The organism is Paenibacillus daejeonensis DSM 15491 (assembly GCF_000378385.1).
GTDB classification, from domain to species: domain Bacteria; phylum Bacillota; class Bacilli; order Paenibacillales; family Paenibacillaceae; genus Paenibacillus_D; species Paenibacillus_D daejeonensis.
Genome location: NZ_KB899660.1, coordinates 700,800 through 718,309 on the forward strand (window position 1 = coordinate 700,800; position 17,510 = coordinate 718,309).

At 53.7% G+C, this 17,510-nt stretch carries 3 protein-coding genes; all 3 read right to left on the bottom strand.

The features are described from left to right. Window positions 1–42: 42 nt before the first annotated feature. The 3 genes from F556_RS0110260 to F556_RS0110270 all read right to left on the bottom strand — a co-directional run bounded on the left by F556_RS0110260 (window position 43) and on the right by F556_RS0110270 (window position 17,504). The gene (locus tag F556_RS0110260; RefSeq protein WP_020616857.1) at window positions 43–723 is read right to left on the bottom strand and encodes a S1 family peptidase; all 681 of its coding nucleotides are present in this window, start codon (window positions 721–723) and stop codon (window positions 43–45) included. Between the two features lie 23 nt (window positions 724–746). After that, entirely contained in the window at window positions 747–9,794 is a 9,048-nt protein-coding gene (locus tag F556_RS0110265) for a chitobiase/beta-hexosaminidase C-terminal domain-containing protein (protein ID WP_020616858.1), read from the bottom strand. Window positions 9,795–9,896: 102 nt separating this feature from the next. Then, complete coding sequence (locus F556_RS0110270; RefSeq protein ID WP_020616859.1) at window positions 9,897–17,504, bottom strand: S-layer homology domain-containing protein; 7,608 nt, start codon at window positions 17,502–17,504, stop codon at window positions 9,897–9,899. Window positions 17,505–17,510 lie beyond the last annotated feature (6 nt).

The window sequence follows — 17,510 nt, forward strand, 5'->3', positions numbered from 1 at the left end:
CGGCAGATGAAATCCGACCGCAAGCAGCCTGCTGCTCTTGCCCTATTTGCTCTTGACCGGCTGCAGAACCGCCAGGTCCCGCATCGGGATCACCAAATGGATATTATTCATGGTCCGTAGTGAACCCGAAATGACACCTGCCAGCCTTCCTTGTTCGTCAAGCAGCGGTCCTCCGGACATGCCGCTGACGATTTCGGACGATACCAGTACACGACTGCGCCCGTTAATCATAGCTGCAGGGTTGTTTACAATACCTTCTGTCACAATCGGAGTATCTTTCAGAGGATAACCCATAGCAAAGATTTGCTCCCCGTGTACTAGCGCAGGATCACGTACCTGCAGCACGGTATAGGCTGGTTCCTTTGCCTTAGGTGCAGGCAGCTTCACGATGGCAGCGTCGGTGCGATCATCATAATCCACAACTTGCACAGGTCCGACGGTGCGCCCATCACTCAGGACGGCTTCCATAGTGGTAGCATCCTTAACCACGTGATAAGCTGTCACTGCCGTTCCGTCCGCTGCAATGATTGATCCGCTACCAACGGATTTGACGGTGCGATCTTCATTCAGCACCCGCAGGTAGAACATGGCCTTATGCGTCTTGGCGTAGATTTCCTCTGCGTTGTAGTCTGCCTGTGTGTCTGCCTGAATGCCTCCAACTGCCAATCCTGTTCCTGCCAGCAGCAGGAGCAGCAGCCAAGCTGCCGCCCATTTGCTTCTCATGTGCCTCTCCTCTTTCTTACAATTTACTTAATTGCCGACATGATGGCATCGTAAGCCCAATGACCCGGCTTCACATCTGACACCGGTGTATGATTAGCGTCAATTCGTGTACCTACCATTCGGTTGATAACGGTGACCGCTTGGGCGCGGGTGACCAGCTCTTGTGGACGGAACGTGCCGTCCGGGAAGCCCTGGATCAATCCCTGTGCCGTGAAGGCATTGACGTAAGCTTCAGACCAGTGCCCTCTGATATCACTCAGAAGCGTGGACTGGGTAGCATTGGTTTCCAGTTGCAGCACCCGTGACAGAACAACAACGAATTCTGCTCTAGTCAGTCCACGGTCACTGCCAAAGGTGCCGTTCGGGTAACCTTCAATAATGCCTGCCGATGCAAAGAAACCAACCAGGTCTTCTTCGCGTGACTTCACATCGCTGAATGGAACGCCTACGGTGATCTGCTGCATATCCAGCAGCGGTGCCAGTGCTTCAATCAGCTCGTAACGGCTGATCGCTTGACTTGGCCTGAACGACTTGTCTGCATATACCGGCATATAGCGAATGTCGGCTGCATTTTCCTTGACATCATAAGCTGCTTTTTCGACTTCGAAACGGAAGGTAATAACCGTATCATCGGCGCTTGTGATGGTTTTGATGGTCATATTTCCAGTAATCATCAGTTCGCCTTTGTAGACCTTGCTTCTTGTCGTCGGCTTGCTGCCATCTGTTGTGTAATAGATGGTTTGCCCAGCAGGCGCAGTTAGTGTCAGTTTGCTGTTCTGTGCTACCTTAACGGATTGTGTTCCTTCGCTATCAGCGACCTGGCCGCCAATGGATGCCTGAACCGCTGGCTTAGCCTCAGGTTCTGGCTCGGGTTCTGGCTTCGGTGTTGGTGGAATCACAACACCACCACCGCCACCGCCTCCTGGAACAGGTCCTCCGCCTGATTGTTGCTTGGTCCAGACGCCTGTTGCGACATCACTGTATTCTTTGTTCTCCGCAATGGTGATTGCTTTGACGGTTGTTGTCTCCTTCAACTCAAATGGACCGCTATAGAGCTGGGACGTCTCATTTGGTGTTTTTCCGTCAAGCGTATAGTAGATCTGTCCGCCAGTCTCTGTCGTCGTGAGCGTGACCTGTACTGGATTCGTCAAGGTGGTCTGTGCCGGTACGTCCGGCTTGACCGCCTTGCTCTCGTAACGAGGTGCTGCCGACTGGATCTGGATGATGCGTTCTTTTCCGCCAGCTGCTGCTGTGAAAGCTATAGGCTGCTGTGTGGCAACAAGCGTCGCTTTATTGGCGCTGATCGTTGCCTGTTGACGCGGCACGCTCCAGACAATACCTGTTGCCGATAGCGCTGCGCTGCGTTCACGATCAATGCGGGTCGCCAGATCCTGTTCATGCAGAACCACTGCAGCTGCTCCCAGCAGATTTTCCGGCTGATCCGAGAGAGCTTTCAACCTTGGATAGAAGCTCGCAACTGCTTGCCAGTGATCTGCATTCAGCGTGCCAGGCAGCGTGCTGCTCGTCAGCTGTTTGCCAGTCAAGGCCAGGTTGTCTGCGTTGCTCGCTACTCGTGAGCCCGCTTCCGAGTAGAAGGCGCTGCTCAGTTTCAGCATTTGCTTGTTGAAGATATTGGCAGACAGCGCTGCTTCATCCTGCTTCTGTCCGGCAATCCCACCGAAGTAGGTGATTCCCGGGATCAGCTTGCCTTCAGAGACAGCTGTGATTTCTCCACCGGCAATGGACTGGCTGATGGATCCATCTGCCGCATAACCGGCAATGCCGCCGGCCCAGGACTTCGTCATGCCGTCAGTGGCAACTGTACCGGTAGCCGAAGCATACGCGATCTGTCCGCTGTTGCGTCCGGCGATCCCGCCAGCTGCAGTTGTATCACCCGAAGCCTGAACAGCCGCATAGGACAAGACTTCTGAAATGCTGCCCTGTGCCGTGTTGTCACCAGCAATGCCGCCGGTTGCACTGTTGCTGGCATCTTCGGTTGTGATACGGCCAGTCGTCAGCGAACGAGTAATCGTACCCTCGTTGCGTCCAGCGATACCTCCGGTATGACTGGCAGTGCTCGTAATCTGTACATCTGCCTGGACTTGGTCAATGGTGCCGGTGTTGACGCCGGCAACGATTCCCCCATCCGTCGACGTCTGCATCGTCGCCGAGGCAAAGCGCAAGTTGCGGATGGTGCCCGCATTCTCCTGTACGAAGCCTGTTGGCTCATCGCTGTTGCCTTCCAGCTTCAGGCCAGTGATCGTATGGCCCTGACCGTCGATGATGCCGCGGTTCGTATCGAAGGATTGCCAGTATTGACCGGTCAGATCCAGATTAGATGCCAGCTGAATCAGATCCAGCGGGAGCTTCTCCGTTGCTGTGCGGTCGAACAAGCGGTAGTAGGCCAAGCCCTGTTCGTTGTTCAGCAAGACCGTACCATACAATTGTTCTGGTGTGCGCACCGTAATTACGCCTTGTTCCGGATCGCTCAGGAACGAAGTGTCCGCACGGTCCGTCCATATGGACGATACGCCAAGCGGTTGTACTGTCTGACGGCTCACCGTAGGGGCTGAACCCAGGTTGTAACCAATAACATCAGCCGGATGGTCTACGGTAGATTGCAGCAGTTTGCCGTCACGATAGTTGTAGCCGATCAGCGAACCGCTGTACACATTGGCTCCCCTAACCTCGACTGTGATTGCGATAGGCCCTGCATGGACCTGACGGAGGACGCCATCGTTGTAACCGGCGAAACCACCGTTGTACGAGCGGGTTGCACCGCGCGTCCCGGACGTTTTCACGCTTTCTTGCAGAGCATAAGAGGTTTGAATCTCTGCTCCGACTTCGACTGCACCGGCAAATCCGCCGCTGCGTGTATCAAAGCCGGTGTTAAGGATATTGCCCGAAGCATAGCTGTCTGTAATAACATAATGGTTGGCGGAGCCTACGAAGCCGCCGACATAGGCGCCCAGTCGTCCGTTCACTTGCACGTCACCCGTAGCGTAGGCGGTATGAATCTCGCCAGCAACAGGTTGTCCGATACCAAGCATACCGGCAAATCCGCCTGCAATAATGGTATTGTCCTGATTCTCATCGGACACCACAACATTCATATCGGACGAAACATGGGTCATTAAGGTTTCTTCCGCTGAGCCTACGAAGCCGCCTGCATACGTAGCAGGCAACAATCCAGGCTTAGATACTGCGGTTCCGACCGTCAGTTTACTGTTGTCTTCACCCTGCCATCTGGTGTAGTGCAGTTCTCCGCCTACAGCATGGCCTACAACACCACCGACCTGGAACACCCGGCTGGAAGGCACATCAATCGAGCCGTGAGCATAGGTGCGTACGATAATGCCGCTGGAGTAGCCAGCGATTCCGCCCAATTCTGTCACTCGGCCACCTTGTACCAGGAAGCTGGCTTGCGAATCACTGTTGTAAATGGAAGCTTCGAGCAGTTGGCCAGCCAAACCACCAACAACCAAATTCGCCTCATTGTCCTTGCCGTTCACACGAACGGTGGTTGGCAGGACGCGTACATCATACAGACCGTGATAGAGCGGCGCCCAGTGACCGAAGTCAAAGGCTTGATCGCGCGCATCCGAGCTCAGAACGCCAGCAATGCCGCCGATGGCGCTTTTGCCGCTGCGTGCATTCACGGTGAGATGAGGCAGCGACTCTGCGTCATAGATGATCGAATTGTGAGCATCGCCCACGACGCCGCCTGCCGTGACGCGTGCTGCATCACTGACTAACGTCACATTCGTTTTCACACCGCTGACTGCTGTAGCCGTCATTTGCCCAACAGCACCGCCCAGTACCGCATTAGTGCTGTCTGCCTGTGCCGATAGTCTAAGCTTATCTACTACTACATTCTGGATATCGAAGGATGTAGAGTCTTGGCCGTTCTTCACACCAATGACACCGCCCAGAATGCCTTTTCCGCTCAGATGAGCCTCTTGTGTCTCGCCGCTAACGCTCACGTTCTGCAGCGTATTGCCGGCATCCGATTGTCCGATCACACCGCCGATTACCGTACCCTCGCCGCTCGCTAACAGGATTCCGCCCTGGAAGCTAACGTTCAGATCTGTGGCTTGACCGCTGACGTAGTGGCCGACCAAACCACCGACAATCTGGTTGCGACCGCCCGCGAAGATGCGGAACTCCGGCTTCAGAGCGACTTGGAACCCGCTCATATCGCCAGTTTGCTTCCCGACGATTCCGCCAATGACAGCTGTGTCAGCATCACTGCCTACACTGCCATCCTCTGAACGAAGATCGAACAGTTCCGGCTTCAGGTCTGCTTCATTCTCACCGATGACACCACCAACGATGGAATCAGCATACGCGCCAACGATGCGGCTGCCGTCTTTAATGGTGATCTGCAGATCACTCCACGTTCCGGTGTTCTTACCAATCACACTACCCACCGTCTTACCGGAGACTTCCATGCCGTCCAGCAGATCGATGTTGACGTCAGACACGGTCCCTTTATTGAAACCGGCCAGTACGCCTGTGTAGTTCAAACCAGCAACCGCTTGCGGCTCCATCGTCATCCTGGTAACCGCGCCTTGCTCGCCAATTACACCGAACAATCCGCTATAGCCATGGACCGGCTCAACGGTCAGCCCGTCGATCAGGTGATGTCCACCGTTGAAGGTGCCCTGGAACGGACGCTCTTCATTGAAGCCGATTGGTACCCACTGCTGCGACTGAATGGAAACTTTGCCGCCCAGCTCGATGATCCGGTTACGGAAATCAAATGCATCCATCCCCGGTACGGTACCATTGACAAGAGCCGCCAGTCCCGCAAGCTCTGCCTCTGTCGTGAGCACATATTTCTCTGCCCCACGGTCATTCATGTACCAATTGATATTGGCATTGACATTGTTGCCATCCTGACCACCGGTATTGGCCGTCCGGTTCAGTTCAGGATATTGATAAGCTGCATTAGGCGAAGCATATTTCCATGTCGCCTCGAAATCCCATCCGGAAAGCGTAGGGAATGCTTGACGATCCTCCAGCGTCTCCGTCAGAAGCGTACTAAGGCCGCCAAGCACGCTGAGGAAGTTATATCTGCCTGCCGCGAAGTCTGGCAGATCATTATTGAATTGCTTCACTTCATCCTTGACGTAAAAATTCTTGTAGAGCAGTTCCTTGCTCACATTGTCATAGCGTCCCGCGAATCCGCCAGCATAGGCGCCGTTCTCGGCAAGCACTCTTGCGGTTGAGTAGGTACGTGCAATCTCACCGTTACCGATGCGTCCCGCAAAACCACCGGCATAAGAATGCTCAGCCTGTACGCGAACCGTCTTGACGACATAAGAATCGGTGATGGTACCCGACTGATGATCGCCGACCAGACCGCCAACATTGGTGTAAGCGCCTGTGGCCGTAACGACCGACGACGTATGGGACTGCTGGATGTTACCGGTATTGCGTCCGACCAAACCACCCAGATACACGGAGGCTGATTGAGAGCCGGTTGCACTGCCCGTAATGTCGATATCGACATAAGAGGCTTGAATCCGTCCCTCGTTATGACCGACCAGACCGCCTGCTATCGTACCTGCGCCTTGGATAGACATCGTCGCGTTGGAGTACGTGTAATATAGCGTAGCCGTCTCCGTATTGCGACCAACTAGACCACCCACCAGTCCTTGGCTATCTCCGGAGTGTACAGGAATCTTGTCGGTAATGCTGTTATTGGCAATCAAGGTGCGGTTCTCGCCGACCATGCCGCCTGTGACTGTATTAGGAGCAGTCACATGGACAGCCCGGTTAGCCGTACCCACAACTCGGCTGTGTTGGATGCTGCTTACTGCTGTCTGCGGGGCCGTCACCGGATCGCCGCTGCGCACATCGTTTAGTCCCACGTATCCGCCGACAATCGAAGACGCCGCAGCCGGGTTAACTTGAACATTTAATCCAATCAGAGCTACATTGGATATGACTGCTTCGTTGGTACCTTTGTTGTAACCAGCCATACCACCAACTGTTGTGCGTGGACCACTGACGACGAGATTGACAATGCGGCCATCGAGACCTTTCAATTTCGCTCTGTCGTTGTAGCCCGTCACACCACCGATATAAGCGTCGGTTGCCGCTTCAGACGTATTAATCAGGACATTGCCCAGATTCGTCTTGAAGCTATCGCCGATGATCATGCCTTCTTCCATGTGGCCAGCCAGACCACCTGCCTGAACCTGAGCGGCTCTGACATTAAGAATGACGTAGTTAGGAAGCTCCCCATCAGCAGCAGGCTGAATAATATTCGCCTTTACCGCATGACCGACGATGCCGCCAATCATCGACTGCTCGCCGGTGATTGTAATCATTGGCTGCTCGCCAGCCACTGCGTGAGCGCCTGTGATGACAGCATTGGATTCACCGGCTGTTTCGATGCGGCCAGCAATACCGCCTGCTTCTGTGCGGGCGCCGGAAGCCTGAATGACAACCGATGATGCCACACTGTCAGTCAACGTTCCACTCACATCACCGGCTGTTCCGCCGAGCCGGTTGTCAGCTCCGCTAGCCGTGATGGTGATGAATTCCGCCAAGGTGCGCGGACTGTTACCCGTAATCTGCCCGAAGCTGCCGCCTGCATAGGCAGACGCGCCTTCCAGCGTGATATTCACTTGATGCGACTCCATCTGGCTGTTATCACTGCTGATCGAGCCTTCTTGAATGCCGACAATGCCACCAGCACGGACATGATCCGCTGGCGAGGTCAGTTGAATATTGCGAACATCGACGAAGAGCACGGGGGCCTGATTGACGCCAATGGCTCCGCCAAAGCTGCTGTTGTCCGCTTGCAGATTCGTTGTGACATTGGATACGGCAACCGAATCTTCGGCCGTACCAACAGATGCTTCTGCCGTTAACTTGCCAGCGATACCGCCAATCGTATAGTCGCTTGTATCTGCTTGTGTCAGGAAGCCTACCTTGGTTACCTGACTCTGTACGATGGCTACTGCCGTTTCATTATGACCAATAATGCCGCCTGCGGTCAGACGATGTGCGCCTTCTCCGGCAGGCACTTCCGCATTAATGGTCAACGAATTCGGGTTACTGAAGCCCGCATCACCAACTACCGCACCGGTAATCGTACCTTGCGCCGACCCGGCGATGCCGCCTGCTGCAGCATCTCTGGTCGTAGCGGTGATGGCCAGATGACGGCTGCTGACATCATCAAGGGTACCGTTGGCATAACCTGCGATACCACCCAAGACGCCATCGGACTTCAGGACAGCAAAGGTGTCTGCTGTTCCAACGGCTTGCGATGCGGTGACCGAACCGCTTTGGAGACGGCCAATGATGCCACCGGTGTAGGTTTCCGCTCCACCAGTTACCTGCAATTTGCCCGAGAATACCGATTGCTCGATATGGGCTTCGTCTGCATAGCCAACGATGCCGCCCGTGCTGACCGTATCATCAGCGGTCGAAGCGGTCGATGTCACAGTAATACTCTGTGCGAAGGTCGCTCCGCTCACACGCTTGTCAGCACTTGCAGCCGGCAGCAAGCCGATGTAGCCGCCCGTGTATACTTTTTGCTGACCGGTAACGATCAGCTCTGCATTGCTGTGTACGTTGTTGCTTGGTTCGTTGCTCGTACGGGCGTAAGCACGGTTACTGACAATACCGCCGGTGTAGACACCCGTGCCGCCGTCTACCGTGATAACGCCATTGTTGTTATAGGCATTCGGCTGCGCATTGTTAAGCAGCATCCGGTTGCCACCGTACCCGAGAAGTCCGCCTGTATAAGCTTCGTCAGGCTCACCGCTAACCCTGATGGCTGCGGAGTTGCCTGCTGCTGCCTCAAGTGCCAGCTCACCCGTGATATGACCGATCAGGCCGCCGGTGTAGACGTGGTCATCACCGGATACTGTGATTTCAGTCGTATTGGTATGGGCATTGTGCCAAGTCAGATCGCTGCCGACGTAGCCAACGATACCACCGGTGTACACTTGCGAACCGCCGTTGTTGATAACCGGGGCCGTGTGCAGGAAATTCACCCGGTAATTGCGGTCTTGCTGTTGTGCCGTAATCGCACCTGCCAGACCACCAACGTAGCTGCTGCTTGAGTCTGCTGCTGCAGACTCGACAAGAGCCGTGCTGGACGTCAGCTCGGACAGATTCAATTCACTGTCCGCGCGGCCGACGATGCCGCCAGCATAATGGTTGATACCCGACTGAACAAGAATCGCGCCAGAGTTGTCGAATGGCGTGTTTTCTTCTTCCATCCGGAGTGTGCCATGCGCATAACCGACAATACCGGCCGCATACACATCCCCTTGGCTGTTACCCGTAGCCGTGATGACGCCATGGTTGGCATTTTTCTTCATTTTCATGCCGTACGTGCCTGTCGTTCCGACCAGACCACCGGTATAGAGGTTCCGGCCATTCGCCGAGACGCTCGCATAGTTGACCGAGGTCGAGATGTCGCCTTCGCCGGAGCCGACAATGCCGCCAGCATGTACTTCGCTATCCGAGGTTGCTTGAATCGCAATGTGATTCGTAATGTTGTACACAATGCTGGAGCCGGTCATTTTACCGACTGCCGCACCTACATAGACGGCTTGGCTGTTCTGAAGCTGAATGGTGCCATTCGATTCAAAAACGTAGCCGCCGACTGTACCATTATCCATATTACCTACTAGCCCGCCGTAGCGCACCTCTTGCGGCAGCGCCATTCCGCGAATGGAGAAGGTACCACCGTCCAGTGCGATCAGAGCGCCCCGGAAGGGATGCTCCTCCGTTCCGATTGGCTCCCAGATGTAGCCGCTCAGATCGAGATCGGTGGTAATCTCCAGAATTTTGCCGCGAAAGCCGTCTACCGGAGGATGACCGTTAACCGATGCATTCTGGTTGACGAGCTGAGCCACGCCAGCCAATTGCTGGGGCGTGTTGATTTTGTAAGTGGGATAAATCGGGTCGTACCAGGACGTGTCTGCCTGCGTATCCCAGCTGACCCCATTCGCCCGCGCCATATATACGCTCGTTCCTGCCGCCACCAGGGCGCATACCAGGACTGCCACAATCATGGTGATTGTTTTCTGCCGAAGAGCCATTTGTACACCGCCTTAAACTGATTGTGAAACTGACCATGCTTAGCTGTCGAGAGCAGATATACCCACCGGGGCGGTGCCGCCCCAGTGGGTAATCGCTATAGTTTAATAATCTGTGATCAACCGATCGAGTCGGATCGCAATGGCAGCCGCTTGGGATCTGGTCAGTACGTCCGCTGGCTTGACTCGGTTGTTGTCGCCTGTGATGATGCCGCTCTTCACGCTGAGGGCTACCGGACGGCGTGCCCACTGCGGAATATCGGCTTCATCGTCGAAGCTGGCGAGAATTTCGTTCACTTCTGCATCGCTGAGCTCTGCACCCAGATTCATCGATGCCAGCAGTCTTCCGACCATGGTCATCGCTTCAGCACGAGTCAGCGAAGCTTGTGGCTGATACGAGCCATCTGCCATGCCATTGACAATCCCCATCTGTGAAGCGATCGAGACGCTGCGGTTGAACCATTGGCCCTCGCGCACGTCTGAGAAGTCCGCTGTTGCCTCTTTGTTCATCCAACCGGATACACGGAGCAGAATTGTCGGATACTCTGCACGCGTAATCTGGCTGTTCGGATCAAAGCGTCCATCGCCTTTACCGAGCACGAACAGCTTGGCTGCCGCATCCTGGATGCTCTCGCGTGCCCAGAAGTCTGGACGCACATCCTGGAATTGACCTTCACTGTGGACGAAGAACAACTGTCCTTCACCAGTCAATTGAACAAGAACCTGATTGCCTTCCAGCTTCCAAGGTACGGTTGTCCAGCTGCTGCCATCCGGCGAGCGCAGAACCACAGCCGTAATGGCCTTGGCATCAATGCCTTGTGGAACCTGAACGTCCGTTCGAATCGCTGTAGACCAGCTCGCAGCAGGCAGGTTGGAGAGAATAACAACGCCATCGCCACTTCCCAGTGCTTCTGCACCAAGCGATCCTGCAATTTGCTGATCAGCAGCCCGCTCCGCAGCTGTTGCTGCCCGGATGGTCAGCTCCAGATCGCCGGTCAGACCTTCCAGTCTGGAGCGGTCCAGTTCGAACTTGGCAAGCGGCAGATCAATCACCAGCTTGCTGCCGGCATCGAGCGTATGCTTGATGGCCGCACGATCAATCTTGATTGTGTAGTTCTTGACGTTGGCTTGCTTGGATTGGATGAGCAGTCCGTCCGCCTTCAGTTCGCCTAGCATGTCATTTGTAATATGAAGGGCTGCCGCCGTACCATTCCAGGTTGCGGTTACCTTCTGTCCACCTACCGTTACCTCAATCGGGCCGGTTGGCTCTTCAATTGGCGTCTCGTCTACCGGTGGTTGCGGATTTGGTGCGACTCCGCCACCACCACCGCCTGGGAATCCACCAGGTGAAGCTACATACACCTTCGGTACCAGGAGCGTAGAGACCGCCATTGCTTTTTTGTTCAGGGATGTCCGTGCCGCGACGACAATGCGGTCGCCATCTGCAACTTGGACGATGCCATCCTGCGGCAGGAAGCTCCAGCTTGTGAGATCCTCCTCGAAGACCGGCAGAGCCTCGTTCACCCCTTTGGCGATGACTTTGTAGACCAACTGTTGACCGGTCATGTCCCCGGTGTCTTGAATCACGACTTGGGTGGCCGATTTATTGTTCGAAATAACGGCAGTTGAAGCCTTGATCGAGCGCAGTGCCGTTTGCTTCGGATTAGCTACAGTGGCTACAGCCATCGCTTCAAGCACGACCTCATCGGAGATCCGGTACTCTGCCTGAATCAGGCTGACACCCAGCGCTTGACCTGTCACCTTGCCGTTTTGATCCACTTTGACACTTTCGCCACGCGAGACTTCATAGCTGAGAGCTGACAGCTGCCCTGCTGGTATAGCCTCCTCTGCAAAAATCGGCTTGTCGCCTTGTTTCCCTACGACATACCGCAGCTTCGCCTTTAATGTGCGGTTCTCGCCTGGTTTGATGGCCGGGAGTTCTTCAATAATAAGTGCGGTTGGCACCCGGAACCCATCATTTGTAATCTCTACAATTGCCGTATTCTCGTTGCCTGCGGCATCACGAGCAACGATGTTGAGGCTGGCAACCGGATCAGAGCCGTTAATCTTAATCGATCCATCAAAATCTCCGTTGTCTGCTACCTCAAGCGTCGTTCCATTTACCTTCAGTACCGCATCATTGGAGGTGGAACCCGTAACCCGGATTTCTCCATTGGTGGTACGCGTGCCTGTAATAGGCTCTTCAATGAACAGCTTCGGCGCGATGGTATCCACCGTGAGGTAGAGCATTGTAACTTGCATGTCCCGTGTATTCTTGTTACGAACCACTAGTTCGATCGCATAAGGACCATCGGTCGTGAATTGGTCAAAGCTGATCGATCCGGCGCTGCCATTGCCTGCGTTGGTTAAGCTTACTTTGCCGACTGACTGCTCGTCGTAGAACGCTTCAACCTCCACATCCTTCTGATCCGAAGTCAGCTGAATGGTCTGCGTCGTCTGATTAGTCAAGAATTCCTGGAAGTCTGCATTCGCTTGTCCATTCGTCCAGACCTTCGGCTTGACTGGTACCGGAAGGAGCTTCTTAGTCGCGTCTGAACGGTTGGCAAAATGATAATTCTCATGCTTGTCTGCATCGCGTGTCGGTTTGGTGACACTGCTCACGCCAATCACATATTCCTTCCCGATTTCGAGACCGGTATAGACATAGCTGCTGCGTGCAACCGTATCGCCATTCAGATTGGCTGTATTCACTTCGTCGGAGGTCGATGTAGCACTCCATCCCCCGATCAGAATGTTCTCGTACTGGCCGCTTTGATCGTTCCAGAATGGCGCCAGTTCTTCTTCGGTGAACAGAATGTCTCCGAACGGCACGTATGGCTCCAGCTTTCCAGCCACTTCTTGACGGGCTTCAATCATGTAGCTGTGCTCGAACTTCTCATGACCGTTCTTCTTCGCTTTTGGCTTGAAGCTAAGAGCGAACAATCCGTTACCTGCTGGCTTAACAACTACATCACTGACCGCTTGCGGTGCCAGCGGATCAATGATTTCAAACCGGTCTACAGATGTCTTCGTTCCAAATGCGCTGTCTGATTTCAACTCCGCGCGCAGGTAGTAGTTGCCCTGTTGCAATAGCCCGCGGATATCCTCGGTGTCGCCAAGCAGGCTAACCTTGGTGACATCGATAACCTCGCTGCCGCTGGTCACCTTGCCCGTTTTCGTCCCGTTTTTAGCAACTGGGATGTTCTTGGCAATCAAGAGTCCTGGATCTGATGCTTCTGGCAAGCCGGCTTGTCCAGCTGGCAGCTTGGCAGCGACAGGCTCCTGAGTCAGGTATAGATTTACGGTATCTCCGGCTTTTGCGTTACTAACGTTCCAATTGGCTGTGAACAAGTTGCTGTTCGATGGGTTCTTGGTCAATTTCACGTCTGTCAGCTCTGGTAACGTAGGGACGTTGAGCAAACGAGTGTCAACTGCACGGTCTGCAGTCAATGTCCAAGTACCACCGCTCGCCATCTTGTCATCCAGCAATGTGATATAGACTTTTCTGGAATCCACACCATCCGCAGATTCGGATGCCGGGATAATCTGAGTGAAGGCATTTGCGCCTGCCACTGTATTGGTGTTATCAAAGACAAGCTTGTAATCCTTACCTGCTGCATCTTTTAGCGAAAGAGCCGGTTGGTCCTTGCCATCGTATGCAATCTCGATAATAGCATTGCCCGATACATCGTTCATGTTAATTTGGTGCACTCGGCCACCGTTGGTGACATTAATGCCGCCCATTCCGATCGCATGCGAGCCATTTTCGATGATTTTGACCCCATCCCCCGCATCGCGGTAGGTAATCTCATGGGTCTCCTGCTCGCTGTTGATCCACGATGTGGCTAATGTCTCCATGCCCTGGCCAATAACCATTAGGGATGGTCCGCGCTCAGGATCTTCAATGACCATATGAATGAGTCCATCAGGAAGAGATTCGCCTGAGGTTCCGAATTCAATACCGCCACCCCAATAGTAAGTCACCCCTACAGAGATGAAGAGTACGCCGAAGCTTCCCCAGATCTTGTCATTATTGAGTCCGAAAAACACGCTGGAGATCGGCAAACCGCCTACAATCGGCACACTTTTTGGAATCTGGATTCTGGAGCTTACAAAGCCTTCAAAATCGGTGCGGTTCTTCTCCAGGTTTTGTCCGATGAAGATACCTGCGCGGCCTACGATAACATCCCAGCCACCGATATCTGCTTCTGCTTCGACCCGGACGAACCATGGAGTAACCCATTGTGCTTCCAGAAGCGCCTTGGTGATCATCTCCATCAAATCATCTTCGCCTGCATCTGCTTTGGGCGAGAAGCCCAGCTTCCCTTCAATTTTCAGGCCAGTACGCTTGACCGTCAGATCCGCATCGCCGAAGAAGTAGGCAGGTGCAATACCGAAGCGCATGCTGATGCCTGCTTGTACCACGAGCGGGAACGGATCCTTGTCCGAGCCGCCTGCGATCGTGTCTGCCAGTTCGCGGATGGCACCGCGCACAGCAGTCAGGTAGGTCGCACCTGTTACAAGTACGCCTGGTTTGCCAAGCGAAGTTTTGAAGCCGATCACATCAGGCAGTACGCGTCCGTCCTTGACCTTCTTAAAGGACAACTCGACGCCGATATCTACCATTTCCTTCAGTTCGGCTTCGAACTTAATGCCGTAGGTATTTGCTACACCAGGGACCTCCTGCACGTAGTGAACAACCGTAATTTCGCCGCTCTTTTTATTGTTCTTGCCCTTGCCGTCTTTGGAATTAATCAGGCCAAGGTCTTTTTCAAGCTCGAATTTCAGCGCTGCATCCACGCCGACGAAGCCATTCTCGTTAAAGATAACATTATTGACTTCTCCTTCGACGATCTTGAGTTTGATGGCACCGCCGAAGCTGATACCGCCCTCACGCAAGATGAAATCATTGAAGCTGAAGCCAAATCCACCAATGGTGAAGCTAGGTGGAGCAAACAGGCTATGACGGTTGAAATAAACGGTCTCGAGCATAACCTGACGCAACGGGTTCAGACGGTCACCCAATGCGCCTGCAGCCCAGCGAAGTGTACCGTTCAGGCTGTCATCTTCTTCATTGTCATCACTTGCGGGAATCTCGCCACGATCGACCGTATAGCCTTCGCCCAGGCTCTTCTTAAAGCCATTGAAGAAATCCAACGTCCACTCGCCTCTGTGGAAGACGAAGCCGCTGCCTGCTACGCTCAAGGTGCCGTCGCCTTTAACAAAGAGCGAGCTGAGGAAAGGCGAACTGGACTTCTGACCGAAAATCTCCAATTGACCACGTACAAATACGATATCCTTGCCTTGATAGGCTACAGATTCGTTAATGATGGCTGGTTCGGTTTTCGTATCAACGATGATTTGCTTATCAGCGCCTGTACCGACCTCTTTGACCATCCCGCGAATGACAACGAGCATTTCACGATTGAATTTCTCGTCCTCTGGAAGATCCTCGTCATCGAAAAACTCTTCCAGCTCTTCCTCGGAGTAGAACATTTTGTAGTTATAGAACGGGACGCTTTCCAACGCATCCGGACTCGTAAACTCACTATGATCAAATTTCGGATCTTGCAGCTTACTCAGTCGTCCAATTGCTTCCTTGTAGGCTCTGTACGCAAGAACATCTCCGCTCAAACCAGAAATATTTTCAAACGTCTTCACCGGAAACATACTGTTCAAGTCATCAAGCAGGTCTTGATTGTGACTTGCTCCTGGATTAATGGAGCTCAAATCAATCTCTTGCTTGTACAACGCCACAATGTTGGCTTCGCGAATCCGGGTCTCATCGTTGTCCGATACCATAAATGTCTGATCGGTGATGATATCGAACATCGCGGCCATTTCATCGTCGCCGCCTGCTGTGCCTTTGTAGTCGATCTCCATTTGATATTCGCCGAGTGGCAGTTCTGGACCGTCAGTGGCACGAATCGTCCGGCCTTGCGCATCTACCTCTTCTCCTGCACGGTACGTGATCCGCATGTCGCCGGAGAAACCGTCATCGGTTGTCTGAATCAGGACCGATTCCCGAACCGGCACCTTGTATCGCTTCCCGGTTACTTTCTCACGAATGTATAGATCGAAGTTAGGCGGTGTAGTCTGGTTGCCTGTGTTGTAAGCTTCGATATTGGAGAGGTTCATCGTGATGTATTTGATATCTGTGCTGTACAGTTCCTTGGGTGTCAAACCGTATACATACGTTGGTACGGCATCTCCGACAGCCGGCAGCAAGATGAAATTGGACACACTGGATTCGAATTGTGCCTTCAGCAATTCGTCTGCCGTGTCCGTCAGCTTGGCCGTTGTCTGAGGACTACGTGCGGTCAGCATGTACTCTCTCGTGACTGGCCAAGGACGCCCAACGGCTTGGACCTTGTAAGACACTGTAACGGTGTCGCCCGGTTTGAACTTCGGCTGGATGCCCAGCTCCGCCTCCTCTGGTGTCGGGGGCTTGCGGATCTCCAGCTGCTTGCTGCGGAACTGCTCTGTCACGACCTTGCCATTCTCTCGCATGACCTGGCCGCGCTCATCCGTGCGGACAAAGTTTAGACCACCCTGCAGAGTCAGCTCCGTCTCAATATAATCATGTTCCATGTCGAACATCGCCAGATTCTCGACCTCGACGGTAATGTCGAAAATCCCTTCGTTGCGATAAGCACTGTTATCTTCCAATGTCGCCAGCTGCTGTGGCGGATCCATGTAGCGTAACGAGAATACCTTGTCCGGTTCGATAATTTCACCCAGACCGTAGACCGTCTCAAAGGATGCCACTTCGTTTTGAAGGATGTTTCTTGGATTCCAGTAGAAAGCGACAGCCGAGTCGGCGGTACCGTAATCGTTCGTGTCGCGAGTATAGTCAAGATTTGGATTGAGTTCATATTCCCATTTGGTGTTCGCCAGTCCATTCCAGTGGCCAACAATCATTTCGTCAACGATGTTAATGCCTTGCTCGGCAAAGTTGTTGAAGCCGTAAGCAATGACATTCGTGGCTTGAGGATTATCCCGGTCAAACTTGTCCCGCATGACCCAGTAAGGCGGAATCTTGAAAAAGTTCACGTCCTCCTCGGGAATACCAATCGCTCTCGGGTCATGAACAAGCTTGCGCTCAACCATCAGCGGTGACCTGGAGGCTGTGCCGATCTGGAAAGCCGGTCCGTCGTTGCCCGCAACCATCGTATCCAGCAGAATCCGGCTGCCGAGCTCAACCGTAGCCCCGCTCCTGTTCAGCACTTCATAACGGATATTGACATTGCCAACATTCGTCTTATCCGTCATGTCTGTGTACAGCATGAGCACCTGCTTGATCTCGACGCCCTTGATCTTCCAGGTTGTCTCGATTTGACGAGTGCCATCAGGGTTGTTGACGATTCTCGGCGTCGTTGTTTCGGAGAAGAAGCTGGCTCCGAACTTGTACGGGTTGCCGAAGATGTAATCATCACCATCAATGCGGAATGTCGTAAAGGACGTTTCCGGGTCATCCCCCCGGAACATCAGATTGACGTGCTGGTCGTTTTTGCGAATCGGTTGGCCTTCCACCGTGCGAATGCCGTACCGGCCTGTAGCATTATCGACCGTAATTTTGATGAGTTCGTTCTCGAGCACCGTCTTGCCTTGTGCCGATACTTGTGCAGCGATGGTTTCAATGCCAATCGCCGTGACCGAGAAGAAAAGTAAAAGCGCCAGCAAGGATGCCGTCGTCTTCTTGAGAACCTTCACCTAAGT